This is a genomic window from Photobacterium sp. DNB23_23_1 (assembly GCF_052873815.1).
This window is the reverse complement of record NZ_JBNNXT010000015.1, coordinates 1-24,834: the sequence shown is the minus strand read 5'-3', so window position 1 is coordinate 24,834 and position 24,834 is coordinate 1. Positions and strand designations below refer to the sequence as shown.

The 24,834-nt window shown below is 44.1% G+C and carries 22 protein-coding genes and 1 riboswitch; of the genes, 12 read left to right on the top strand and 10 right to left on the bottom strand.

Going from position 1 to position 24,834, the window contains the following annotated elements; all coding sequences use genetic code 11:
* The first annotated feature begins 151 nt into the window (after positions 1 to 151).
* Positions 152 to 352, top strand: a complete 201-nt coding sequence (locus ACVA53_RS11505; RefSeq protein ID WP_255040430.1) for a hypothetical protein — start codon at positions 152 to 154, stop codon at positions 350 to 352.
* A gap of 364 nt (positions 353 to 716) precedes the next feature.
* Here the strand turns inward: ACVA53_RS11505 and ACVA53_RS11500 are convergent, their stop codons facing one another.
* Together ACVA53_RS11500 and ACVA53_RS11495 are read right to left on the bottom strand one after the other, a co-directional pair.
* Positions 717 to 1,778, bottom strand: a complete 1,062-nt coding sequence (locus ACVA53_RS11500) for a DUF2955 domain-containing protein (RefSeq protein WP_255040429.1) — start codon at positions 1,776 to 1,778, stop codon at positions 717 to 719.
* Between the two features lie 20 nt (positions 1,779 to 1,798).
* Positions 1,799 to 2,959: an HlyD family secretion protein gene (locus tag ACVA53_RS11495; protein ID WP_309243476.1), complete on the bottom strand. Its 1,161-nt coding sequence runs from the start codon at positions 2,957 to 2,959 to the stop codon at positions 1,799 to 1,801.
* A 296-nt stretch (positions 2,960 to 3,255) separates the two neighbouring features.
* On the opposite strand from ACVA53_RS11495, the gene ACVA53_RS11490 reads away from it, so the two are divergent.
* Positions 3,256 to 4,167 carry a GGDEF domain-containing protein gene (locus ACVA53_RS11490; protein ID WP_255040428.1) on the top strand — a complete coding sequence of 304 codons (912 nt, stop codon included), beginning with the start codon at positions 3,256 to 3,258 and terminating at the stop codon, positions 4,165 to 4,167.
* A 129-nt stretch (positions 4,168 to 4,296) separates the two neighbouring features.
* Complete coding sequence (locus tag ACVA53_RS11485; protein ID WP_446505175.1) at positions 4,297 to 4,572, top strand: hypothetical protein; 276 nt, start codon at positions 4,297 to 4,299, stop codon at positions 4,570 to 4,572.
* 61 nt (positions 4,573 to 4,633) lie between these two features.
* Here the strand turns inward: ACVA53_RS11485 and ACVA53_RS11480 are convergent, their stop codons facing one another.
* The 3 genes from ACVA53_RS11480 to ACVA53_RS11470 form a co-directional block, all read right to left on the bottom strand.
* Positions 4,634 to 6,193 (bottom strand): methyl-accepting chemotaxis protein, encoded by a 1,560-nt coding sequence (locus ACVA53_RS11480; RefSeq protein WP_446505174.1) that lies wholly within the window; start codon positions 6,191 to 6,193, stop codon positions 4,634 to 4,636.
* A 239-nt stretch (positions 6,194 to 6,432) separates the two neighbouring features.
* A complete protein-coding gene (locus ACVA53_RS11475; RefSeq protein WP_255044572.1) occupies positions 6,433 to 7,197 on the bottom strand; it encodes a metal-dependent hydrolase in 765 nt (254 codons plus the stop codon).
* A gap of 224 nt (positions 7,198 to 7,421) precedes the next feature.
* Positions 7,422 to 7,895, bottom strand: a complete 474-nt coding sequence (locus ACVA53_RS11470; RefSeq protein WP_446505173.1) for an N-acetyltransferase family protein — start codon at positions 7,893 to 7,895, stop codon at positions 7,422 to 7,424.
* 314 nt (positions 7,896 to 8,209) lie between these two features.
* Between ACVA53_RS11470 and ACVA53_RS11465 the strand changes: the two genes are divergently transcribed.
* Both ACVA53_RS11465 and ACVA53_RS11460 read left to right on the top strand, forming a co-directional pair.
* Positions 8,210 to 10,090 carry a DUF294 nucleotidyltransferase-like domain-containing protein gene (locus tag ACVA53_RS11465; protein ID WP_255044574.1) on the top strand — a complete coding sequence of 627 codons (1,881 nt, stop codon included), beginning with the start codon at positions 8,210 to 8,212 and terminating at the stop codon, positions 10,088 to 10,090.
* Positions 10,091 to 10,098: 8 nt separating this feature from the next.
* Positions 10,099 to 10,842: a 3'-5' exonuclease gene (locus ACVA53_RS11460; RefSeq protein WP_255044575.1), complete on the top strand. Its 744-nt coding sequence runs from the start codon at positions 10,099 to 10,101 to the stop codon at positions 10,840 to 10,842.
* Positions 10,843 to 10,990: 148 nt separating this feature from the next.
* Here ACVA53_RS11460 and ACVA53_RS11455 read toward each other — a convergent pair whose 3' ends face one another.
* Together ACVA53_RS11455 and ACVA53_RS11450 are read right to left on the bottom strand one after the other, a co-directional pair.
* Entirely contained in the window at positions 10,991 to 12,565 is a 1,575-nt protein-coding gene (locus ACVA53_RS11455) for a BCCT family transporter (RefSeq protein ID WP_255044576.1), read from the bottom strand.
* Positions 12,566 to 13,084: 519 nt separating this feature from the next.
* Positions 13,085 to 14,416 carry an NCS2 family permease gene (locus ACVA53_RS11450; protein ID WP_255044577.1) on the bottom strand — a complete coding sequence of 444 codons (1,332 nt, stop codon included), beginning with the start codon at positions 14,414 to 14,416 and terminating at the stop codon, positions 13,085 to 13,087.
* 84 nt (positions 14,417 to 14,500) lie between these two features.
* A riboswitch (purine riboswitch) is annotated at positions 14,501 to 14,600 on the bottom strand.
* 228 nt (positions 14,601 to 14,828) lie between these two features.
* On the opposite strand from ACVA53_RS11450, the gene ACVA53_RS11445 reads away from it, so the two are divergent.
* Positions 14,829 to 16,715: a PhoX family protein gene (locus ACVA53_RS11445; RefSeq protein ID WP_446505172.1), complete on the top strand. Its 1,887-nt coding sequence runs from the start codon at positions 14,829 to 14,831 to the stop codon at positions 16,713 to 16,715.
* A 60-nt stretch (positions 16,716 to 16,775) separates the two neighbouring features.
* On the opposite strand, the gene ACVA53_RS11440 is transcribed toward ACVA53_RS11445, so the two are convergent.
* The 3 genes from ACVA53_RS11440 to ACVA53_RS11430 all read right to left on the bottom strand — a co-directional run bounded on the left by ACVA53_RS11440 (position 16,776) and on the right by ACVA53_RS11430 (position 18,788).
* The gene (locus ACVA53_RS11440; RefSeq protein ID WP_446505171.1) at positions 16,776 to 17,318 is read right to left on the bottom strand and encodes a peptide-methionine (S)-S-oxide reductase; all 543 of its coding nucleotides are present in this window, start codon (positions 17,316 to 17,318) and stop codon (positions 16,776 to 16,778) included.
* A gap of 49 nt (positions 17,319 to 17,367) precedes the next feature.
* Positions 17,368 to 18,213, bottom strand: coding sequence for a patatin-like phospholipase family protein (locus ACVA53_RS11435; protein WP_255044581.1), 846 nt, complete (start codon positions 18,211 to 18,213; stop codon positions 17,368 to 17,370).
* A gap of 98 nt (positions 18,214 to 18,311) precedes the next feature.
* Positions 18,312 to 18,788, bottom strand: a complete 477-nt coding sequence (locus ACVA53_RS11430; protein WP_446505170.1) for a hypothetical protein — start codon at positions 18,786 to 18,788, stop codon at positions 18,312 to 18,314.
* Positions 18,789 to 19,004: 216 nt separating this feature from the next.
* Here ACVA53_RS11430 and msrP point away from each other — a divergent pair, with 216 nt between their 5' ends.
* The 6 genes from msrP to ACVA53_RS11400 all read left to right on the top strand — a co-directional run.
* Positions 19,005 to 20,015 carry a protein-methionine-sulfoxide reductase catalytic subunit MsrP gene (msrP, locus tag ACVA53_RS11425; RefSeq protein ID WP_446505169.1) on the top strand — a complete coding sequence of 337 codons (1,011 nt, stop codon included), beginning with the start codon at positions 19,005 to 19,007 and terminating at the stop codon, positions 20,013 to 20,015.
* Between the two features lie 38 nt (positions 20,016 to 20,053).
* Positions 20,054 to 20,707 carry a protein-methionine-sulfoxide reductase heme-binding subunit MsrQ gene (gene msrQ, locus ACVA53_RS11420; protein ID WP_446505217.1) on the top strand — a complete coding sequence of 218 codons (654 nt, stop codon included), beginning with the start codon at positions 20,054 to 20,056 and terminating at the stop codon, positions 20,705 to 20,707.
* A gap of 148 nt (positions 20,708 to 20,855) precedes the next feature.
* Positions 20,856 to 21,500, top strand: coding sequence for a hypothetical protein (locus ACVA53_RS11415; protein WP_446505168.1), 645 nt, complete (start codon positions 20,856 to 20,858; stop codon positions 21,498 to 21,500).
* A 6-nt stretch (positions 21,501 to 21,506) separates the two neighbouring features.
* Positions 21,507 to 22,844 carry an MATE family efflux transporter gene (locus tag ACVA53_RS11410; RefSeq protein WP_446505167.1) on the top strand — a complete coding sequence of 446 codons (1,338 nt, stop codon included), beginning with the start codon at positions 21,507 to 21,509 and terminating at the stop codon, positions 22,842 to 22,844.
* 185 nt (positions 22,845 to 23,029) lie between these two features.
* Entirely contained in the window at positions 23,030 to 24,439 is a 1,410-nt protein-coding gene (locus ACVA53_RS11405) for an amidohydrolase (RefSeq protein WP_446505216.1), read from the top strand.
* A 69-nt stretch (positions 24,440 to 24,508) separates the two neighbouring features.
* Positions 24,509 to 24,834: transposase (locus ACVA53_RS11400; protein WP_446505166.1), on the top strand; the 326-nt coding region annotated here is incomplete at its 3' end.

Sequence of the window (24,834 nt, the reverse complement as noted above, 5' to 3'; positions counted from 1 at the left end):
ATTTTCGTGACGCCAGTCACGTCATATTTAATGCAACCTCACAAGTATATGCTATGATTTTCATAAAATAACAATAGCTTTACTTAAGACGTTGCAGTAAACAGGTATCCGCAAACGTACTGATCTTAACATGTTTATATAAGGTTGATTTATGGATCAAGCGGACAAATTACGAAGCATTTTCGCCAAGCAGTCGGCAAAAGAGCAACTTATACAATGTATAAATAAATTGCGAGAAGCCATTAAAACTGGCAGCCATGAAGACATTCATTTCTTAATGGAAGAACTTGAACAAGCACAATCTTATTTCGAGGAAAACCTAGTAAACGAAGACGTTAATGATCAGCTCTAGTTTACAATCTAATTATCAATAATTATAAATTATTAGCTTCCTAACAACTGCTCCCCAATCCGCCAGCCTAGATCTAGAAATTCCCTCCTCAAGGCACCTATACTAGATAACACCAGTAAAATTAATACTCTGTGTGTAGTGGTACGGTGATAGGTGAACAGATACAGCAAGGTCAGTTGGTTCCACTGATAATGACTGTTAATGCCAGCACTATCATTGCGCTGATTTCACATTTTATGGTGAGATACTAAGTACTGCTATTAGAGAAAACTTCATTCCTCTAAAATGCTCACTTATCTGAATAAGCCCAATAGACTCGGTGATGCCCTTGAGCAGATGAAGACTGCCGTAAGCAGTTTGTCAGCTAAATCGACGCGACAGGCATGGATTGAGATGCGAGTGGTCGATTATGTACGAAAATATTTTCGAGCAAGGTCGCTGCACCTATCATATACCCCCCCATTAATATCAACTGCCAAATACGGGTATAGAAGTTCACATCTATCAACTTGCTATCACTGGCGACAACAGCGCCGAAAATAACCATTAGCGCCGAAAACACACTAGCATAAATGGGTGCTTTCACAGGATCATGATAGATCTTATTGGCAAATCTCAAAGTAAAGAAGGTCATCATGGCAGCCAAAAAGGGGAACCATGGTACGGTCACTAGCAGTTCATAAGCGATGATAGCCAGTAAACCACCAATAGTATTCGTCATTAATAAAAACACACTGATCTTGACACTCTTTGGGGCGGTTATCTGTAGCGACAAAATTCCGACAAACATCATGGTGAGAATCGCCCCTGTCATCTGGTAAAAGTAGCAAAATGCGATGACAGGAAAACTAATCAACAACGCTTTGTATGACTCCTCCATTCTCTTTTGCTTTTCTATCCGTACATCCTCTGATGTTTTAGCATCCGCCGACTTCACATTCTCTTCCAATGAAGCCCCACGAGTCGATGTTGGAATAAGCCAGTGCATCAAGCCATAAACAACCACCGCCCCTCCACCCGCAATCATTAAGGCTTTACCTACCTGCAAAGCAATAATAGGCTGCATTAAACCCAGGTAGGGTAATAACAGAGCTGAAATCATTAGCATCGTCGCGAAGAAATTCCAGTTAGGATCTTGGAACAAGTAGTAAGCCCATAGCATCATCACTCCCACCAACGCCAACATGATAAGTGGATATTGAGCCAAACCATTAGTCACCGTTAAGGCAATCAATACGGTAACCACCATGGATCCCCCTAGCTCAGTCATAACCTGCCTATCCGCTACAGGTTTGTCGACCAGCAACTTGGCTACAAATACAGGCATAACGTATGCCAGAGTCCAGTTTAAGCTATAAGCAAGGAGCAACGACAACATAACGCCTACGACATAACGAAGAATATTTTGCTTGAGCTCTGAGCGCATCACTCTCACCTCTGCTGATATTAGCGAATATAAGAAAACCAAGTGATCACTCTGATCCACACTTTGCCAAACACATTCATTACGGAGCTATCTTCGGTATACATCATAATGTCGGCTTGCCCCCCCACCCTCAAGCTGCCCTTAGGCATTGCCTGATCAAAACGGATCATCACAGGAAATCGCTGGGTTTGACGCAACCAACCCGACTGATTCGCTACGTTAGCAAGCTGGCCCGTTTGCTGGGTCTGTCCCCAATCCACACCATAATCAATACTGGTTACCTCACCTGAATACACTTCGCCCGGTACATTATCGAGAGCTATTTCCACTTTATCACCCGGTTTAACATTGCCTAAACTGTTTTCACGGTAATACGCCTCAACCCAACTTTCATCACCTGAGACAAACGTCATCAAAGGCTGACCTTTGTTAGCAAAGATACCTTCATCCAAGGTAAAGTTTGTCACTACGCCAGGAGATGGTGCACGGATAACCGTTCGTTCCAAGTCCAATTGAGCCTTTTGTAGTGCAAGAATCGCAGCTTGAATCTCGGTATTTTCATCACCTATTGCACCCAATTGCTTTTTGGCCTGATCAACAGAGGCTCTCGCTTGATCAACTCGTGCACTTGCTTGTGCCAAAGCTGCATGGGTTTTGTCAGCATCCGCTTGAGTCACAATGCCTTTTTTAACCATCGCAAATATTCGGTTCGCCTGGCTTCGAGCATTCTGTTGATTAGCAATAGCATCACTTAGCTGTGCTTGTGCTGATTCAACCGAAGCCGTTTGTACTCCAACTTCCTTTCCTGCTTTTTCTAAGTTCTCTTCCGCTTGCTTGAGAGCAATCGTGTAATCGGTTTTATCAAGCTCAATCAGCGGCTGGCCAGCCTCAACAATATCGTTAGGCTCAACAAACACTTTGGTTACTGGGCCACTGACCAAAGGAGCAAGGGGTACAACGTTTGCTCGTACCCTCGCCATGTCTGTCGTGGGGATCAGCCGGTCAGAGATCAAATAGAAAAGGAATAACCCTGCGCATAGCAGTAAGACAAGAAGCGTGGCACGCCGTGGATCACTAGCTTTTGGCTTACTGGTTTCCATTGTGCTTTCTTCTATAACCGCAAGATTTTTTCCTGATTTTAATTCAGTGTGCTCTGCTGATACTTTACTTTGCTTGCTCATTACAACCTCATTGTAGACATACAATTAGTTATTAACTTCAATGCCTGCATTGTAAATTTTAATGCTTATAATTCTTATCAATTCACGCCAGCGAGCAATTTTCGCAATTATTCAATTTCCACATAGACAAAAGATGATTAAGCTCTGATTATCTGAACTAACTTGCCTATAAAATGTAATTTAACTTGAACTTTTGGAATCGATATCACATATTGTTTCTATTGATGATTTTATTAAAGTAGTGATTGGCCCATTTAGGTCATACCATGGATGTAATCGGTATAGTAGCAACTTAGATGATTGAATTTCCAAAGATACAGCTTGATCCTGATAATACGTTTGCTTCTGACTTTGGCATACTGATCCACGACGAATTCAAAATTCTCTATATGGATGAAAACCTATGCAACATCATTGGCGTAGGTAAGGTTCCAGACAAAATGTCATTGCCTAACTTGCTAAGTTTGATTGTGGATGTAAACCCTGAACAAGCCTTAGCCCATCATCATCGGTTAATGGAAGGGTCGGTAAGACCAAGGGTACAAACCTTCAAGGTTACTAAACCCTCGGGCAAAGTCGCCCATGTGTTAGTTGCAGAGTCCATTGTTCAATGGCAAGGTGAAACAGCAATCCAACTGGCTATTATTGATATTACAGAGAAGTACAACGACTTTTATCAACTGGAGCAACAGGCCTCTATTGACTCCCTCTCAGGTTTAACCAACCGGAACCGTTTTGAAACCATACTCAGTAACGAGCTAACTAAAGCACAGAAGATAGGCTATCCCATATCATGTCTTTACATCGACATTGATGACTTTAAGCTCATTAATGACGCCTATGGCCACCAGGCTGGCGATGACGTTATTCGTACCTTCGCAGATTGCTGTAAATCCAGCATCCGCCAATCTGATTTTATTGGTCGCTGGGGCGGAGAGGAGTTCATCATTCTGCTTCCCCATACCTCCCACCAATTTGCCCTGCTTTTAGCAGAGCGCTTACGTCGGCGCGTGAGTAAAAGCCACATAGACATGCCAGATGGAACGATTAACTTCACTATCAGCATTGGAGTCAACACCCTTTGGGGTGATGTTATTTCTCCTTCAGCTGTATTGCATCAAGCTGATCAAGCACTCTCTCATGCCAAACGTCATGGCAAGGATCAAGTCGCTTCGTATGAAAAAATAATCACAGCACATAAAAATTAAGCCTTTTCGTCCAAAAACTTAATCTCAGATTGATATGATTTCTCTTATTGCTGGCGCGAATTGATAAATCATTTCCGTTCGTTTTTTATACACTTCAACTCGTCCAATAAACAACGAGGCGACGATAAAGTGAAAAGTATTTGGAATAAAATTAAGTATTTTCTAACGACACCCTATGGTAAAGCTTACTTAGTATTTATTACCCTCACCAAGTTATATTTTGTGTACCAGTGGGCTTGGGAGCATGTGAAAAACTTCGGCGGTGATGTATTCGACTTTATTGACGCATCGGTTCATTACGGTGAATCCTTAAGCGCCATCACCTTTACTGTGCTATGTGGTTATTACACTGTAAAAGCAGTGGTTAGTATACTCAAATCTCCACCAAAAACAGCGACTGCATAACGCTTAGAACAATAAAAGGAAGCCGAAGCTTCCTTATATTTTCAGTGTTAGACCGAGCGAATTAATACCGGAAAAACGACAACTGCTTACGTTGTTGCTCTGCCAATTGTGATAGCTCTTCACTTGCACTGGCACTTTGACTGATACCGACTACGTTTTGATTAACGAGCTCAGACATATTCACTACGTTTTTATTGATGTCTTGTGTCACCATCGACTGTTGCTCTGCCGCGGTCGCTACTTCAGTATTCATATCACCGATAGATGTAATAGCATCAGTGACGCCTTCAAACACTTCATTGGCTAAACCGGTTAGTTCTTCTGACTCTTTCAACATCAGCAACGACTGCTGCATATCATCATTGGCTGTGGCTGACTGGCGCTGAAGGTCTTCAATGATCGCCTGAATTTCTTGAGTAGACTTTTGCGTGCGTGCAGCCAGCATACGAACTTCATCAGCCACAACAGCAAAGCCACGACCAGATTCACCAGCACGTGCCGCCTCAATCGCTGCATTCAATGCCAGCAAGTTGGTCTGCTCGGAGATAGCCTGGATCACTTCAATCACCTTGCTGACCTGAGCAGATTGTTCTCGAAGATGCATCACCACATCAGCAGCTTCAGACATTTTTCCTGATGTCTCCCGATTAGACAGCTCACTTTGGGTGAAAACATTACGACCTTCATTCACCATCTTCTGGCTCTGCTTCGCACAGGTGTCGGCATCTTGTGCATTACCGCTTACATTATCAGCAGTGCTTGAGAGCTCGTTGACTGCAGAGGCAACCTGTTCAATTTCGGCCAGCTCTTGCTGGGCATTGGCTTGAGCACTATTCATCACCTCAGCCAATTCCGTGGATGCCGCTGCAACTTCTTCACTGATGCGATTCAGATGGAAAATGGTATCTTGCATCTTATCCAGAGTGTTATTTAGGTCACTGCTCAGTTCAGAAATTTCATTGGAACCAGAAACCTGAACCCGTCCAGTTAAGTTGCCTTGGGATAACTGTTTCAAGGTCTCTCGAACAGCCATAATAGGCTTAACCATACGGCCAGATACTATCCACGCAATCACCAGACCACTCACTACCATTACAGCCATAATGAGCATAACACCTTGCATCATTTGACGATATTCTACTTCGACAGCTGAAATTTCTTCTGCAACATATTGGTCAATGGCCTCGGTCAAATCGTCAGATGATTGAATCAACTCATTCCCTATCACTCTAAAGTTGGCAGCGAGCATTTCTGACTCTTGAAGCGTAACACCAATGCTATTTTTACGAGCAACGAATGGCTTTAAATCATTGTTCAAAAATCGCTCATAGTTTGCCATTTTGTCTTTAACTAAATTGACATGGCTAATAAGTGCTGCGGTTTGAGATAGCTGATTAAGTAATACTCTGCTTTGATCAAATTCTTGGTTCACAGCAATATCCAAGTTCTGGAATGCTGAGGAGTCATAGAGTGCATAAATAGCACTAACTCGTGCATTAAAACTATTTTCAAGTATCTGCTGGGACAGCGTTTTTTGCGCTAAAGCCGAAACAGTCGTTTCATTAGCCTGAGCACGCTGAGAGCGGGATTCTTTGGTTACGAAAGCAAAAGCGATCGCCATAATAACGCATATTAACAAGACAGGAACGAGCACCTGCTTCCGAACAGAAATATTATTGAGAGTAAAATGCATGAGTATAAATAAGAAAATCGTAATAGGAATGTAACTTTACCATGAATCAGCACTGCTATTTTGATTTTTATCAACACGATCATGCCGTTAAATTATTGACGGCAAAACGTCAATAATTCATCCCCCTACCCCATTAATAAAGGCGGTGTTTATACACCGCCAATTTATTACCCCTGCTTAGAGTTTTGATCCATTGCATTTTTTGTTGAAGTGATAACCTCATCAAAAAACTGCATGACTTCATCTCTATTAAGCCATTCAGGTTTAAACCGGAATTCACTCCAGTTACTGACTTGCTTCAAGGTATTGTCAAACGATGGCCCATGAAGGTACAAAATTGCTATCAGCAAGCACTGGAATGCACTAATAAATGGATTTTTTGGTGAGAACACTTTCATCGCAGAGCCAAATGATAATTTGAGTCGACGATTTGCCAAATCAACGCTGTAAAGTTCGTCGAGCGAAAGATGCACAACACCACCAAAAAAAATAAAGACGCCGGATAACCAAGCAGTGATATCACTGTATCCGAGCAGGAAGACTAGCCAAACAGTGAATAGTCCTGCAACAGCAATAAAAGCCAATGAATGACAACAACCTCGGTGGATCGTGATTTTTTCTAACGATGACTTAAAATTATAGCGGATGGTTAAGTAACAGAACCCGCTATAAACGATCAACTCCAGCATCGACACCAACTGATAAATATGGCCGACAAAACTGAAAGTGATCAAACCACCAAAGAAACGGAAAAGAGTGCTCATTGACGTCGAGTTGTCGGAATCAATATCCGGCAACAGACCGCCAATCGTGCCTAACAGCATTAACCATAATGCTGTGATCGGCACAATGTGCCCTGCTGAAAGCAGAGCTGTAGCCGCCAAACTACTCGTAAGTGCGGCTGTTCCAAGATGTGTGTTGAAATTAGCCACTGTAATCACATATACAAGACAGTTCCATCACCCAATTACCAGGTATTTTTACCCACATTATTCATTGTAATCTTAGTGTGTAACTGCCACTGTCTCGTTAACTGGATAAATAAACAGTATACTGTATTACAAGGCGATCACTGTACCAAAAAACAATGTTTTAATGCTTCAAACTAATCACATGATCACTTTTTGCTCATTTTTGACATCGGCCTGACACTTAATCATGCATCCGCGAACGATAAATCAAGCGTTAACTGATAAAATGCAAGGTCTAACCAGCGTTCAAATTTATAGCCTGCACTCTTAATAATGCCCACTTCTTCAAAACCAAACTTTTGATGTAGCCGTAAACTAGCAATATTTTCTAGATCTATCGCACCAATTAATGAGCGATAACCTTGGCGAGAAGCCAATACGATGATGGTTTTCATCAACTCCATCGCAACCCCTTTGCCACGAGACTCATTTGATACATAAATACTATGTTCAACAGTAAACTGAAAAGCCGGTTGCTCTCTGAATTTACCAAATGATGCAAAACCCATTAGCCGACCGGAATCATCAAACGCCCCAACTACCGGATAGTCACCTTCAGTTTTTGACTCAAACCACAGCGCCATCACTTCCATCGTCCGTGGTTCATATTCATAAAGAGCCGTCGTATTCAAAATGGCGTCATTAAAAATGTCCAGCATCTCGTGTGCATGTTGGTCGAACGCGCAGTATCTAATATGCATTTCACTTCCTATATTCCAGGTTCTTCTTGCTCAACCAAGCACCTTGGCGTTAATTGGATACAAAATTACCTATCAAGATCACAAGACGCTAGCTTTATTTGTAATGGTTTAGTGAAGAACACCGATATGCTGACTCTATCCAGAGGCAAAAATGGTTTCCTAACCCTTTCTTTTTCAATTATATAGTGAGAGGTGCAACTTGCTGGTACAAGCATTCTTTGCTGAATTAGGTATACTATTAGCCATTCTCCAAAAGCATTACGGATCAAACGATGGAAGCCGAACAGCTGGAAATTCTCAATTTTATCAGCCAATACCCCCCTTTTAAGGTACTCCCGGAAGAGTCATTAAAAGAAATAGCCCATAGCATTGAAGTCGCATATTACCGTGCCGACACAATGATTTTGAATTTCGGTGACGAAATTCATGATCTCTTTCTCATCAGAAGTGGGGCTGTAGAGATATACCGGCGTAAGGGTGAGCTGTATAACCGAATTGATGAAGGTGATTTGTTCGGTCAAATGGGGTTGTTGATGAACAATAAAATCAGGATGCCAGCCCGAGCCATCGAAGATACTCTGGTGTATTGTATTCCTGAGGACATCTTCAACAAATTGTGTGATGAACACGATACCTTTGCTGATTTCGTTGAGTTAGAAGATAGTGCAAGATTGCGCAATGTCGTTTCTACCCAAGAGAAAGAAAACGACCTAACCACGTCCAAGGTTCGCACCCTGCTGACGCGCGATCCTGTCACAACCAGTCGAGACGAGAGTATTCAAACTGCCGCAATCACCATGGCGGAAGAAAACATTTCAGCAATGCTAATTGTTGAACCAAGCGATAATGATGACGATGATGATTACGACCCATTGGTCGGTATCATCACTGATCGTGATCTTTGCGCTCGAGTCATCGCGAAGGGCTTAGATACCTCAGCGCCGGTCTCGGAAGTCATGAGTACAGAGTTGATTTCGCTTGATTACAATGCGTATGTTTTTGAAGCCATGCTCACTATGCTTCGCTACAATGTACATCACCTTCCGGTGTTAAGAAACAAGCACCCGATAGGTATCATAGGCTTAACTGATATCGTCCGTTATGAATCTCAAAACAGCTTATTGTTAGTCAGTACTATTTTCCAACAGCAATCTGTTGAAGAGCTGCAAGTCGTCTCCGAAGAAGTGAAGAACTGTTTCGTCCGTATGGTTAATGAAGACGCTAATGCCCATATGATTGGCAGTGCACTGTCCGTTATTGGCCGCAGTTTCAAACAACGTCTAGCCGAATTAGCTCTGGAAGAGCTTGGCCCAGCCCCAATCCCATTCTGCCTAATGGCTATGGGCTCGATGGCAAGGGACGAGCAGCTGATTGTGACTGACCAAGATAATGCCTTGATCCTCGATGATAGCTACGATGAAGCCTTACATGGTGAATACTTTGAGAAGTTCGCCCAGTTTGTTTGTGACGGCCTTGCTGCATGCGGTTATAGCTACTGTACCGGCGATATCATGGCGACCAATCCTGAATGGCGAAAAACACGCTCACAATGGGAAGAATGTTTTGCCGAGTGGATTGATAACCCTAAACCACAAGCCCTACTTAACAGCTCCATCTTCTTTGATCTATCTGGGGTATGTGGTCGCGAGAAATGGGCGGAACAATTAAATAGCTTCGTTGTTCGACGAGCACGTAAAAATAACCGCTTCTTGGCGTGTCTAGCCCGTAATGCGATTAGCCGAACACCACCGTTAGGTTTCTTCAAAGACTTTGTGATGGAAAAAGATGGCAGGCACAATAACTCTATCAACCTCAAACGTCGTGGTACTGCCCCGCTGGCTGACCTGATCCGTGTTCATGCCCTTGCTGTCGGTTCCCGCTCACAAAACTCATTCGAGCGATTGGACGATGTAATAGAAGCAGGTATTTTACCTAAAGGTCGTGGACAGGATTTACGCGATGCTATGGAGTTGATCTACATGGTTCGTATCCGTCACCAGGCATTAGATATTGAAGCGGGGATTGACGCTGATAACAGTATCGAGCCAGAAAATATGTCTGACTTTGAGCGCCGTAACCTTAAGGCAGCATTCCAAATTCTGAGCAATGCTCAGAACTTCATTAAATTCCGTTACCAAGGTAACCGTCGGTGATAAGCAGCATGGCATTTAACAAACCCAAACAACACCGACAACTACTGAATACACGCAGTACACCGGATTGGCCAACGTTTTTTCAGACCCTTCTCGATAAGACTCGTGATGAAAGACTAAAAAACTTCTACTCCACACCGATGATAAGTGGTGATACCCCACTTAGCGAAGTGCCCTTCGTCGCACTAGATTTCGAAACAACGGGGCTTGATCCCAAAAAAGACGAAATCATCAGTATTGGTCTCGTGCCATTCACTCTACAGAGAATCCGGTGTCGAGAATCTGCAGAATGGATGGTGAATCCTCATCGGCCTCTTAACGAAGAATCGGTGATCATCCACGGCATTACCGACTCCGATTTAGAGAATGCCCCTGATCTACTGAAAGTCTTAGAGCGAGTACTCAATGCCCTAGCGGGTAAAATTGTGGTGGTTCATTATCAAAAAATCGAACGTGAATTTATGAATCAAGCTCTGATCAGCCGATTAGAAGAAGGCATACACTTCCCGGTCGTCGATACCATGGCAATTGAGATGGCAGTTCAACAGCGCTTTAACGGCGGGCTCATCAATCGTTTAAAAGGCAACCGACCTGGGTCAGTACGGCTTGCGCGTTCAAGACAGCGTTACAGTCTTCCGGATTACGCCCCTCACCATGCAGTGACCGACGCCCTCGCCACTGCGGAGTTACTACAAGCTCAGATTGCCTATCACTTCACACCGGATACGCCTATTTCAGAAATCTGGCTATAAAACCCAACCTAAATAAGTATTTGATCAGTTTTCCTGCGTAATACATAGGTCAATTACTTATCCAGATTGGTATAACGCTTTTCCCAATATCAAGATATAAAAAAACGCCGCCATGATGACGGCGTTTTTGTCTCATCGAGAAATGTTTTTATTTCTGATACTTCTCAGTGGTGAAGCCCATGACAAGGCTGACACACATTAGCAACAGAATGAATACGAACGGTAGTGCGGTTGAAATTGCACCCGCTTGAAGCGCTTCGATAGCTTCAGTACCACCTACATAAAGTAGAACAGCAGCAACAGCACCCTCGATAAATGCCCAGAAGATGCGCTGTGGCATTGGTGAGTCAATCTTACCACCAGCCGTGATGTTATCAATAACCAGCGAACCGGAATCGGAAGAGGTGATAAAGAACACCATAACCAAAATAATGGCAGTCACAGACAACAAATTACTTAGCGGCAGAGATTCAAACATTTCAAACATCGCTAGCGGCACTGAAGTCAGACCGTTCTCACCAAGAGCACCGATGCCGTTAATGACTTGATCAATGGCTTGTCCACCAAATACTGACATCCACAGTGTAGTCACCAGCGTAGGAACAATTAGTACGGCAACCATAAACTCACGGACAGTACGCCCCTTTGAGATTCGCGCAATAAACATGCCTACAAATGGAGACCAAGAAACCCACCAAGCCCAGTAGAAAACCGTCCAGCCGTGCAACCATGCTTCATCTTCTCGGCCATGAGGGTTACTCAATGAAAAGAAGTTTTTCGCATAACCCGCCACTGTTGTCGGTACCGTCCCCATTGAAATAGCAAAACCGGCAAGAGTAACAAATACCAACAACGCCAAAGCGATAAGCATGTTGATATTACTTAGCAGCTTAACACCACCGTCAATACCACGAGCAACAGAAATCACCGCAAGCAAGGTCACAACTACGATAACAGCGATTTGCAGGCCAATACCACCAGAGATACCAAACACGTGTTCAATACCACTTGCAGCTTGTTGTGCGCCCAAACCAAGGGATGTTGCCAGACCAAACAAGGTGGCGATTACCGCGAAGATATCAATAATATGACCAGGCCAACCCCAAACACGATCGCCAAGTATTGGGTAGAAAATTGAGCGAATCGATAGCGGTAGGCCTTTATTGTAGGTAAAAAACGCTAGAGAAAGCGCTACGACACCATAAATAGCCCAAGGGTGCAGACCCCAGTGGTACATAGTCGCGCCCAAAGCAAGCTCAACAGCAGCAGGCGTATTCGGGTCAACATTAAGAGGTGTACCGAACCAGCCAGTGTAATAGGCCACTGGCTCTGCCACACTCCAGAACATCAGACCGATACCCATACCGGCAGCAAATAGCATTGCTAGCCATGACATACGCGAGTAATCAGTTTCAGCTTCTTGACCACCGATACGGATTTTACCGAATGGCGAAAAAATAAGCCCTAAACAGAAGATAACAAAAATATTACCCGCCCAAAGGAATAAAGCATCAAAGTTGTTGATGATGCCGTTTTTAACACCATCTAAAGCCGCTTTCGCTGACGTTGGGTCACTCACAAGAACCGCAACGATAAATAGAACGATTAAACCAGCACTGGTTCCGAATACAGGGTTATGAACATCAAAACCCCACTTCTGGATGTTATCCTGACCTACCGTATAATCCGTATTATCTATACTGTATCTATCAACTTTTTTCATTGTATTTCCCTAAAACTGCACCGAAGCCTTTCGGAAGCATTATCTGACCTACCAATAAGGTTAGCTTGGTAGGCAAGATAATGTTTCAGTAAAGTCGCGCCGCAAAATAGTTAGCCCTGTAAATAATAAGGTGATGTATAGATCAAACCATTTCCACCCCTAGAGTGTCAAGTTTTGCTATAAATCAACGACTAAAGCACAAAAATTAACCACAATATGTTAGTTTTATGCTCACCAATAGCATACCGCGACAACCAATTTATTTTGTGAACTAACCTTTATTGCTCTATGGGTCATGCTTTTACTTGCAACCAAATGGGCAACTTGTTTGATACTAATATTTTAAAAGCTGCTTGTTATACCAATCTGGGTAAGTCGTTGATCAAGTATTTATGTAGGTTGGTATTATAAGCAAAGGTTGTACTCCCCCTATTCCCAAACAACACTTTGAATTCAGTAGCGCTAATAACGCAAAAAGCGGCCTTGAGGCCGCTTTCGTCGATGCGCTTTCTATCCGTATTAGATAAATAATAGATATGCGAGGAACATGGCAGCCAGAGAATAAATCACCGGGTGAACGTCTTTGCCTTTGCCAGCAACGACCATAGAGAACGCATAACTCACAAAGCCCATTGCCATACCATTCGCAGGAGAGAATGACAAAATGGTAAACATAATCGTAAAGAAGGACGCGATTCTTACTTCAATCACATCCCAACGGATCTTCGCAATTCGTCCAATCATGTAGATACCGACAACGACCATTGCAGGGGCAACCATAGCAGCCGAAAAAACAGAGAATATTGGGTAGAAGAATAATGAAGCAAAGAAAAGTCCTGCAGCAACAACAGCACTCAAACCGGTTTTCGCGCCTTGAGACGAGGCAATACCTGATTCAGAGAACGCAGTTACAGAAGTTGTTCCTAATACCGCACCGACGACCGTACCACCAGCATCAGCAATTAGCGCAGATTTTGCGTTAGGCACTTTACCATCTTTATCAATAATGCCCGCATCGCGCCCAACTCCAACAATGGTGCTGAGACCATCAAAAAAGTCGACAATCAAGAAAACCAACACAACAAACACCAGATCAAATACTTTTTCAGGTGTAAACCCTGAGAAATTGAATATTTGACCAAAGGTCGGTGCAATGCTCGGTGGCAGAGAAACAATCGAGTCAGGTATAGGGGCGTTATTCGTTCCCATCAACACATCTGCAACCACGGTAAGTACAATCGCAGAAATGAAGGCAAAGAAAGTTGCCAGCTTAATGTTACGGATCATACAAGCCAGAGCAATGAAGATAGAGATATAGGCAATCGCAACTTGCGGGTCTCGTATATCACCAAGGCTAACCAGAATGATAGGGTTAGATACGATAATTCCTGCATTCTTCAGACCGAGAAACGCAATGAACAGGCCAAGAGAAACCGAAATAGCCAGTTTAAGATCTTCAGGGATAGCTTCAATCAAACTCTTACGGAGTGAAGTCAGACTAAGCAGAAGGTAAATGATACCGGAAATGAAGATACCCAACAGTGCTTCGTGCCATACAAGAGCGATTGCACCACTTAACAAGATACCTTTAAAGAAGCCGTTCATGCTCATGCCCGGCGCTAACATAACAGGGTAATTTCCCCAAATCCCCATCACTAATGTTGCGATGCCAGATGCAATCGCGGTTGCTGTGAAAAGCGCGCCCTTATCCATACCAGGGATATCCCCTAAAATGGCAGGGTTCACTGCAAGGATGTAGCTCATCGCTAAAAAGGTAATAAAACCTGCATACATTTCGGTCGAAACAGTTGTCTTTCGCTCAGAAAGTTTAAATATCTTATCCAAATTCACAACAAATCCCTAAGGGTAAAAGCACAGGAAAGACATTATTAAATAGATACTTAGAGTAAGACATCTGAACCAAGGTGTATAACTAACTGGCTACAGATAAATTGTAGTTTCAAGAATAGGTCCTGAAGTAGAAACTTTTGGTCCGTCTCACCAAAAATATACAATTTAATAATTCTTGGGCGCGGATTTTAATGATCTAAGTTTTGAATTCAACGTTGTAATTTTAAATAAGCGCCCTCTGAAACACTTTGAAACAATTGAGGGCAAACGTTTGCGGTGGTGCCGATTAATTACTTTCATTACGTAAAGCGATGTTCACCAAAATGATACATTTCTGTCACAACCGGTCGTTAGCATACAGGCAATAATATGCATGACAGCCTTAAATGCGATAATAAAAAGGAAGCAATAAATGACCGCCAAAACGGATTATTCTCAACGAGCAGAGCCAGAATTTAATCTAATCATCGAAAAAGGCCTGAACCGCCGCCAGTTCCTAAAAGCCACGTCGGCAGCAAGCACTGTTGCTTTTTTTGGAGCCACCCCGCTTTCTAGCGCCATTGCGGAAACAAAAGACAACAACGGTCTTATTGGCTTTGAGGCTATCTCCGCCTCAACTGAAGACAAAGTGATCGTTGCCAAAGGTTATCAGGCTGATGTGCTTATTTCCTGGGGTGATCCTTTATTCAAAGATGCCCCTGCCTTTAATCAAAATGCGGATAGCAAGGCACAAGCTCGTCAGTTTGGTGATAATAACGACGGTATGACCTTCTTCCAGATCAGCGATGATCGTGGTGTCCTATCTATCAATAACGAGTACACCAACCATGAATACCTGTTTACCCATCAGGGCAAACAGATGTCTGCTGACGACGTACTTAAATCACAAAATGCACATGGCATCTCTGTCGTTGAATTACAAAAAGTGGACGGCAAATGGGAAGTCAATCTTAATGGTCGTTTAAACCGCCGCATTACTGCCAACACCGAAATGGAATTAACCGGTCCTGCCGCTGGTGATGATCGATTGAAAACGGCGGCGGATCCTAAAGGTACCAACGTCCTTGGCACCTTCAACAACTGTGCAAATGGCGAGACGCCATGGGGCACTTACCTTACCTGCGAAGAAAACTTCAATGGTTTGTTTGGATCCAAAGAAAAACCAGCACTAGATAGCAACTACGCACGCTATGGTTTAAAAACAACGGATTCGGGCTATAACTGGTACAAGCACGATGACCGTTTTGACTTAGCGAAAACCCCTAACGAACCTCATCGCCATGGCTGGGTCGTTGAAATTGATCCGATGAACCCAAATTCAACACCGAAAAAACGCACTGCGCTGGGCCGCTTCAAACATGAAAACGCGGCTTTAACGGTCAACAATGACGGTTATATAGTGGTTTACTTAGGTGATGATGAACGTGGCGAGCACCTTTACCGCTTCGTCTCTAAGAACAAATACGATGCCAACAATCCAAGTGCCAACCGTGACCTACTTGACGAAGGCACACTATACGTTGCTAAGTTCAACGCCGAAGAAGGTGAACTGCAAGGTAAAGGGGAATGGGTTGAGCTGACGTTTGGTAAAAACGGGTTAACGAAAGAAAATGGCTTTAACAGCCAAGCTGATGTGCTGATTTTTGCCCGTAAAGCGGCAACGCAAGTCGGTGCAACCACCATGGACCGTCCTGAATGGGTTGCTGTAAATCCCAAAAACCAACACGTTTTCTGCACCTTGACTAACAACAAGTACCGTGGTGTTAAAGCTAACCAGCCGGTTGATGCAGTCAACCCACGAGAAAAGAACCCATATGGGCACATTGTACGCTGGATGCCTTCAGGTCAAGATCACACCTCAAATAACTTCGACTGGGATCTGTACCTCATTGCTGGTAATCCGACCGTACATGAAGGCCTGATGGCGGGTAGCGACAACATTAATGCCGATAATATGTTTAACAGTCCTGATGGCATCGGCTTTGATAACGCAGGTCGTTTATGGATCCAAACTGACGGTAAGTATTCCAACACAGGGGATTTTGCCGGCATGGGTAACAACCAAATGCTGTGTGGGGATCCTAACAGCGGTGAAGTTCGCCGCTTCTTAACCGGGCCCATCGCTTGTGAAATTACAGGTCTGACGTTCAGCCCAGACCAGAAAACCATGTTCATCGGCGTCCAGCATCCTGGTGAAGATCTAGCGCCTTCTCACTTCCCTAATGGCGGTAATACAATTCCACGCTCTTCTGTCATTCGAATCACGCGTATCGATGGCGGCATTATCGGCGCGGCTTAATATAAAAAGAACCATAGCTCACTAGCTCTTTCGGCGGATCATCGGATCCGCCTTTTTTCATCAGCTATCAGGATAATACAGACCTTTACTCGCCTGCTCGATGATCTGTCTTTTTTCAGCATTGACATACATCCCGAATCGAGACAAAAGAACATGTAGTTTAGGGGCAATTTGACCTTCACAGAACGGCCGCTCAGGGTGATTGAAATAGTACCCCTGTTTCTCGTCCTCACAGGGAGTAAACGACCCTGCCTCCTCAACACCTGTTACCAACTGTTCAGAAAAATCCTCTTGATGAAGTGCTATCGCTTCAATTGCTACCAGCCTCTGTGACTCCGTGTAGGTGTATATTGCAGATGGATAACGGCAACGAAGTGGGTGGCTTGAGGTCGCGTGATGAGTGTGTAGATGAACACCGACTAAAACCGATATAGAGAGAGTAAGCGGATCGTATTCTACCAGAACGGCCTCATAGCGATCATAACCATTACCCGCACTCATCCAGCCTTGCTCTGCTGATATTACTCCATCAAGGGACTGGAACACGGCTTCCATGCACCAGTAGCAACTGCCCGAAAAACCAAGCTGCAGTGTTTTCATCATATTAGATATACACCTTCAGTCTGTTTCACAAACGAAGTGTAGCTTGGTATTAGACTTTAAGCCGTTTCGCTGCGGCAATACCTTGCTCATAGCCCTTTTGCAATTTTTGACTGTTTGTTGTAACTCGGCCGACCTCAAACTCCACCGGCGGTACAATAACATTAATACGGCAGTCTTCAGGTGGGTTATCAATAAAGTCAATGGCCTGATTATACGTGTCTGCACGCTTCATCATTGCCTCAGCCAGACAAGGGGTATCGTTTAACAGCTTTCTCACTAACCACTGAATTTTGGGCGCCTTTTTCCGATAACCATGCGGGCGCGAAAGCACCACGGTAATGTCCCGAGCCCCCATTTCATAAGCTTTAATGACAGGAATAGAGTCAGCCACACCACCATCGGTCATGTGAAAACCATCCATTTCAGGATAGTGACGATAAGCGATAGGAACAGCACAAGATGCTTTTAATAATTGATTAAGGTTTTGCTCTGTCGCCTCAATGTAATGTGCCTCTCCAGTCGCCACATTGGTTGTGACCACAAACAGAGGTATCGGTTGCTGCTCTAATTCCCAGCCATCAATTGGAATTTCATCAATCGTGATATCCCAAAGCCAGTCAATGTCCAACCAGTGACCACCACGGAAAAATCTCGGCAAATCAATGAAAGGCTTGCGGCAAGAATAATCGGTAATAACACGGTGTGAACGGCCAGGCTGGTTTGCCAACCATGCGGCTAAATTTGTCGAACCGGCTGACACACCGATGCAGAAATCAAATGGGCGGTGCTCTATCTCAAAGAAATGGTCGAGCACACCAGCGGCAAAAATACCGCGCATCGCCCCGCCCTCTACAATTAAAGCTGACTTTACCCCAATGCTTCCCTCTATGAGCATACTGTCTAAAATTCCTTTTTTTCAGGCAGTTTAGGACAAAATAATCTAAACAAAAACTGAAGCCAAGCAACTCTTCGCGCAACATGAGAATGCTTTGCTTAAAATTGGATCTCTGCCAAAGTAAATCGACTCATTGGGTTTTGGTATTCCGCATTGTCTGGCTGAAAGAAAGATGGTGGCATACGGTTTTCATAACCTAACTTGTGGAGCTTTTGCAATTCACAACGTGACAGGATCACGTATTCCAAATGTTTATCTAAAAGCTTCCCTATCGCTTCTACCGTCAATTCATCATCGCGAACTAATGTTTTGAGCTTCCCTGTAAGTACGGATAACGGAAGTACCAATTCTTTAATGGTCTCTTTGCGCACCAAGCATGCTTTCGCTTTAAGGGACCCCTTGGCAAAGGTGAATAACTGCTGCCAGTCCGGCTTTCCTTGTCGAGTCACCAGATTATGTCGATAACAGTAGTATGCCTCAAAGTACTGCCCCAGGGAGTAATAACGTTCGCTGTGTGCTTCTAGGTAGATGTGCTGCAGCTCAATGTTGGCATTAAATTCGTTCATTTTCGACATATCGCTATGATTTCCCACTATTCTTTTTCATGGCCAGAAGAATACTTACTTTGGTTTAAACACGAACCGTTGTTACACCGTATTTAACAAGATAAGCCATAGGCTGAGTTCGCTGACCTTACTCGTTTTAGTAACGAAATCCCACTATATCGTGAAATTTATCGGTAAGTGGCTAGGTCTACTTGTTTAACATCATCTTTGATAAAGGAATATTCAATGCTCATAAAGAAACCCTCACCGCTGTCTTTGAGTGAGAACGAGGCCACACCAGAAGCTATCTACAAGCAAAGAAGGACCATTTTAAAAGCATTGGGTATTACTGCGGCAAGCTTACCCCTTGCACAAACCGCCCAAGCAGGCCTTTTTGATGGCTTTGGCAAGAAAGAAGCGCCAGTTGATAAACGCCGAGCACTGACTTCACGCTCTTCATCCTACTCCAATACGTCGCTATCACTGACTCCTGAAAACAAGGTACTGGAATACAATAACTTTTATGAATTTGGGACTGACAAGTCCGATCCTGCCGAAAGAGCCCAAAACTTCAAAACCAACCCATGGAATATCGACATCGGCGGTTTGGTCAGTAATCCGATCACATTAGGTTATGAAGATATCTTTAACTCTTTTCCTATCGAAGAACGAATTTATCGCCTGCGCTGTGTTGAAGCTTGGTCGATGAATATTCCTTGGTTAGGCTTTCCCCTCGCCTCGTTGTTAAGAAAAGCAGGGCCACTCAGTAGCGCGAAATATGTCGCCTTTGAAACCCTTTACGACCCCAAACAAATGCCAGGGCAAGCCTCCCGTCGCTTAGGTGGTGGTATTGATTACCCATATCTAGAAGGATTACGGCTGGATGAAGCCATGCATCCACTCACTCTCTTATCCGTAGGTCTTTATGGCAAAACGTTGGCACCACAAAACGGTGCGCCGATAAGACTGGTCGTGCCATGGAAGTACGGCTTCAAAAGTATTAAGTCTGTGGTCAAGATTACCCTTACAAACAAACAGCCACCAACGACATGGAATATTCTGGCACCTAACGAATATGGCTTCTATGCCAACGTAAATCCAAGAGTCGATCATCCTCGCTGGAGTCAATCCAGTGAACGTTTTATTGGTGAAGGCAGCATCTTTAGTAGCCGCCGAGAACCTACCAAGATGTTTAACGGCTATGAGACACAAGTCGCCTCGCTGTATAAAGGTCTGGATCTCAAACGTAATTTCTAGACATCACTTTAATTATAGATATTAGGCAGGAGAACATGATGCCATCACAAATGACGACTCAATGGCGATTAAAGATGACGCCACGCCAAGTGTTTTGGCTCAAAGTACTGATACACGGTGTGTCACTGATCTTTATCGCACAACTTGTGTACCTGACATTGACTGGCGGCTTAGGTGCTGACCCAATACAGGGGATCAGCCACTTCACCGGTAAAGCAGCTCTGAATACCCTGCTACTGACTTTGTGTGTATCGCCCATAGCCAAACTCCTGAAAGCTGGAATGCTTGTTCGTGTTCGTCGCTTATTAGGCTTGTACTGCTTTTTCTGGGCCGTGCTTCACCTGATAGGTTATGTGGTACTTGATTTAAATTTCAACTGGTCATTGGTGCTCGACGAAATTATAAGCAGGCCATACCTCACTATCGGTGCTGTCAGTTGGGTGATTTTATTCGCCCTTGCAGTCACCTCTACCCAAAGCATTCAGCGACGTATGGGTAAGCACTGGCAAAAACTGCATAACTGGGTGTACCTCGCTACCTTGCTGGTACCCATTCATTACATCTGGTCGGTAAAATCAGGTCTCATCGAACCCATGATCTACCTTTCTATTTCAATCGGGCTATTGGCTTTTCGCTACAAAGCGCTGACTAAAGGACTTACTGCTAGGTTTAATCTGGTTCGTGTTAAATAAGTCACTGTTTTACACTCACTAAATTACTGATATTAGGTGCTGTTCGCTATTTTTCTGATACGATATATGAATCGACGTCCGAACAGGACTTTTAGACTGGAGAAATAGGTTTCCCACTCCAGTCATGTTGTGAGCTAGTGGGGCAACCTTGTTTTCTGAACAACTAATTTCTGATTACCTTTCAACAAGTATCGAGCAGTTTCAACAGGACTGCTCAAAGCTTTGTGCGCAGCATTATCCAACGGTCCACAACCGTGGGATGCGTGAAAATCATCTTGGTATGGCACTGTGTCGCAGGATCATGGCAACCCTGCAACAAGCAGGACTCGACGCTCACTTTTCGCAACACAAAAATGACGAACAAGTTTCTCAGCCTGTTTTCGTTATCGACACAACAGAGTTTTCCATTGCTGTTATTGCTCACCGTTTGCTCAGTGCTAACAAGGCTTGCAGGCAAGGGTTGATTAAGACTATTGCGGATGTAAGAACCACTCTTACACCGGCAAAACCAACCTACATTGTCGTCGTTGCCGATCATTGGTTTGACCGCAGCAAAGCCAGTAAAGAGATCCCTGCTTGGTGGTTAGGACAATTACCTAAAAATGTTGAAGAGTACATCACTGATGGTATCAAGCTACTAAGTTCAACCGACAGCTTAGCGGAGCAGCTACATGACGGGCATCATATATCCCACGGTGAGTACCACCTCCACCACCCTCTAAAACGTGAAACAAACGATAAGACAGTACTTAAATATCTCTTATTGAGTGCCTTTATACCTTTGCATAAGTAGTCAACCATGTCATCAGCGTCACACCTATCCTTGAAGGACGACTCGATCGGGCGCCTTTTCTTGCGTTATACCATTCCCACTATTGCCGCCATGCTGGTAACCGGGATCTACGTCGCCATTGACGGCATGTTTGTCGGTCATTTCATCGGCGAAAATGGCCTTGCCGGCATTATGCTCGGTTACCCTATCGGTTCGGTCCTATATGCGCTTGGTGCCATGGTCGGCATGGGAGCCTCGGCGTTGGTGTCGATAAAATTAGGTCAAGGCAATGAACAACAAGCTAAGAATATTGTAGGTAATGCCCTATCACTGTGTGTCGTGATATCTTTAATCGCCTGCTCTATCGGTGTGCTTTACGGTGATGCCTTACTTCGCTGGTTAGGCGCGGAAGGGGAAATATTAAAGATGGCATCGGACTATCTGTTTTGGTATTTCAGCCTTGGTGCGTTCCCTATCACCTCAATGGCTTTTTCGGCCCTGTTACGAAATGACGGACAACCCAAACGTGTTACTTTGATCATGATCCTTGGCGGTGTACTTAATGTCGTGCTGGACTGGTTATTTATTGTTGTTATTCCCTGGGAGCTTACCGGTGCGGCCATCGCTACCATGCTCTCACAACTCGCAACAGCCGTACTTTGCCTTCAGCACTTTTTCTCAGATAAGAGCCAACTGCGAATTACTTGGCAAACACTTCGTTTGAGGTGGCACGATGTAGGTCAAATTTGCCAGCTCGGCTTTTCCAGCTTATTGATGTACTTATACTTGTCTGTGGTGCTTACACTGCACAATAAAGCCTTTCTATGGGTAGGCAAACCAATCCATGTCGCGGCATACGGGATTGTGAGTTATACCGAAGCCTTCTTTTATCTTATTTTTGAAGGAATAGCATTAGGGATCCAACCGATCACCAGCTACAACACTGGAGCAGGTCGACACGACCGAGTAATCGCCATAAGAAACCTCGCCTTTGCGACAACGCTTGGTTTTGCGCTCATCGGTGTCGCATTTATTTACAGCTATCCCGATTGGCTAGTGTACGCTTTTGCCGGTGATAACCCCGCCCTACACCCGGTTGCAATTAACGGTATTCAGCACTATTTCTGGGGCTTGCCAACGGAAGGTATGCTGCTGGTAGGTGCGACCTATTTCCAATCGATCAACCGTGCTCGAGAAGCCTCCATGCTGTCCGGCGGCAAACTTATCCTGATCAGCCTGTTCATTTTTAGCTTAGCGAAACTGCTGGGTGTCGACGGCGTCTGGATAGCTCTACCACTATGTAGCAGTGTACTGACAATATGGATGGTATATGCGTTACGCAAGCAACATATAAAACAGACATAAACACTCAGAACGGGGCGACGCAAACGTTTCGCCCTGTCACTTTCGCTTCTTTATTCTTCGCTTTGTAAATAATCACCCGCCAAACAGTGACCATGCTCACAAATTGCCATTAGAGAATGTAATACTAATTTTCAATACATTGCTATTAGGTATTATCTGCGCAATTTCATTGATGCCTGGTAATAATCATGTTCAAAAAAACGCTTATAGCCGTTTCTCTTGCTGTTGCTTGTCTTGCTAGTGCAACTAGCGTAGCCGCTGAAAATGTCGACTTACTCATCAAAAACGCCACAGTCCTCACCATGGATGAAGACAAAAACGTTTATGAAAATGGTCTTGTTGCGGTTAAAAGAAATAAAATTGTCGCAGTAACTGACGGCAGCGATCTTAAAGAATTTGAGGCGAAGACAATTATCGATGCTGATGGCGATATTGTCATACCGGGCCTTATCAACACCCACACCCACGTGTCCATGACGGTCTTCCGCTCGCTTGCTGATGATGTGCCAGATCGGCTACACCGTTATATATTCCCGTTAGAAAAGAATCTGGTTTCTCGCGATATGGTACGCATCGGTGCTCAGCTAGGTAACGTCGAAATGCTGAAAGGTGGCGTAACCACCTATGCCGACATGTACTACTTCGAAGATGAAGTGGCAAAAACAGTTGATGAAATTGGTATGCGTGCCATCTTGGGTGAAACAGTAATTATGTTCCCAGTCGCCGATGCAGCAAATGCTGATGAAGGCATCAAATATGCCGTTAACTTCATCGAGGAATATAAAGATCACCCTCGAATCACGCCGGCATTTGCTCCGCATGCACCCTACACTAACACCACAGAGACATTGAAAAAGATCACTGAATTGTCTTTGAAGTATGACGTACCTGTTTTGACCCACCTTGCAGAATCTGATCGTGAAGAGGAAGTTATCGCTGAACGTAGTGGTGGAATGTCTCCTGTTGAATACATGGCAGACATCGGTGCCCTAACGCCAAAACTTGTTGGTGCCCATGTCATCCATGTTAGCGATAGCGACATTGAACTACTGAAAAAGCACGATGTTGGTATTGCTCACAACATGAGTGCTAACATCAAATCGGCAAAAGGTGTTTCTCCAGCAATGAAAATGCAGGAAGAAGGCTTACGCATCGGTCTAGGTACTGATGGTCCAATGTCTGGTAATACCATTTCAACCATTGATGAGTTTAATCAGGTCGCCAAAGTCCATAAGCTAGTAAACCAAGATCGTGCTGCAATGCCACCAATCAAAGTTATTGAAATGGCAACTATCGGTGCAGCCCGTGCCCTTCATATGGAAGATACCATCGGCTCGTTGGAAGTAGGCAAGCTAGCAGATATCATTGTTATCGATACCAAAGCACCTAATATGGTACCAGTTTACAACCCATACTCTGCACTGGTTTACTCAGCTTATGCGCCAAATGTAAAACACACTATTGTTGACGGTAATATCTTGATGAAAGATCGCACCATGACAACCGTTGATGAAGATAAGATCCGTGAAGAAGCGCTTGAGTTTGCGGATAAAGTACGTAAAACCGTTATCGAAAGCGGTGAAGTGGTTCAGTGAAGTGGCATAGTTAATTTGGCCACCTGATTAGAGGTGATATCATCACCTCGGAAGTTAACAGGTGACACAATGACAAAACGTATTAGAAGAACATTTAGCCCCGAGTTTAAACTTGAAGCTGCGCAGTTAGTTCTTGACCAAGGCTACTCGGTAGCTGAAGCAGCCAAGGCAATGAATGTCGGTAAATCCACCATGGATAAGTGGGTTCGCCAACTCAAAGAAGAGCAACAAGGCATTTCACCGAAAGCTTCTCCGATGACGCCAGAGCAAATTGAGATCCGTGAATTGAAGAAGAAACTGGCTCGCCTCGAAGAACATAATGAAATATTAAAAAATGTATGGTCTGCTCCGATTTTGCAAGGAAAAGCTCATTGTCAGAAGTCGTTTGCGTCAAT

What these genes read in the sequence shown, in the direction of transcription:
- ACVA53_RS11470 (WP_446505173.1), bottom strand. Translation starts at nt 7,895, where the DNA reads ATGCTGGACATTTTTAATGACGCCATTTTGAATACGACGGCTCTTTAT.
- ACVA53_RS11430 (WP_446505170.1), bottom strand. Translation starts at nt 18,788, where the DNA reads ATGTCGAAAATGAACGAATTTAATGCCAACATTGAGCTGCAGCACATC.
- ACVA53_RS11455 (WP_255044576.1), bottom strand. Translation starts at nt 12,565, where the DNA reads ATGAAAAAAGTTGATAGATACAGTATAGATAATACGGATTATACGGTA.
- ACVA53_RS11465 (WP_255044574.1), top strand. Translation starts at nt 8,210, where the DNA reads ATGGAAGCCGAACAGCTGGAAATTCTCAATTTTATCAGCCAATACCCC.
- msrQ (WP_446505217.1), top strand. Translation starts at nt 20,054, where the DNA reads ATGCCATCACAAATGACGACTCAATGGCGATTAAAGATGACGCCACGC.
- ACVA53_RS11435 (WP_255044581.1), bottom strand. Translation starts at nt 18,213, where the DNA reads ATGCTCATAGAGGGAAGCATTGGGGTAAAGTCAGCTTTAATTGTAGAG.
- ACVA53_RS11445 (WP_446505172.1), top strand. Translation starts at nt 14,829, where the DNA reads ATGACCGCCAAAACGGATTATTCTCAACGAGCAGAGCCAGAATTTAAT.
- ACVA53_RS11495 (WP_309243476.1), bottom strand. Translation starts at nt 2,959, where the DNA reads ATGAGCAAGCAAAGTAAAGTATCAGCAGAGCACACTGAATTAAAATCA.
- ACVA53_RS11410 (WP_446505167.1), top strand. Translation starts at nt 21,507, where the DNA reads ATGTCATCAGCGTCACACCTATCCTTGAAGGACGACTCGATCGGGCGC.
- ACVA53_RS11440 (WP_446505171.1), bottom strand. Translation starts at nt 17,318, where the DNA reads ATGATGAAAACACTGCAGCTTGGTTTTTCGGGCAGTTGCTACTGGTGC.
- ACVA53_RS11460 (WP_255044575.1), top strand. Translation starts at nt 10,099, where the DNA reads ATGGCATTTAACAAACCCAAACAACACCGACAACTACTGAATACACGC.
- ACVA53_RS11505 (WP_255040430.1), top strand. Translation starts at nt 152, where the DNA reads ATGGATCAAGCGGACAAATTACGAAGCATTTTCGCCAAGCAGTCGGCA.
- ACVA53_RS11490 (WP_255040428.1), top strand. Translation starts at nt 3,256, where the DNA reads ATGATTGAATTTCCAAAGATACAGCTTGATCCTGATAATACGTTTGCT.
- ACVA53_RS11500 (WP_255040429.1), bottom strand. Translation starts at nt 1,778, where the DNA reads ATGCGCTCAGAGCTCAAGCAAAATATTCTTCGTTATGTCGTAGGCGTT.
- msrP (WP_446505169.1), top strand. Translation starts at nt 19,005, where the DNA reads ATGCTCATAAAGAAACCCTCACCGCTGTCTTTGAGTGAGAACGAGGCC.
- ACVA53_RS11480 (WP_446505174.1), bottom strand. Translation starts at nt 6,193, where the DNA reads ATGGCGATCGCTTTTGCTTTCGTAACCAAAGAATCCCGCTCTCAGCGT.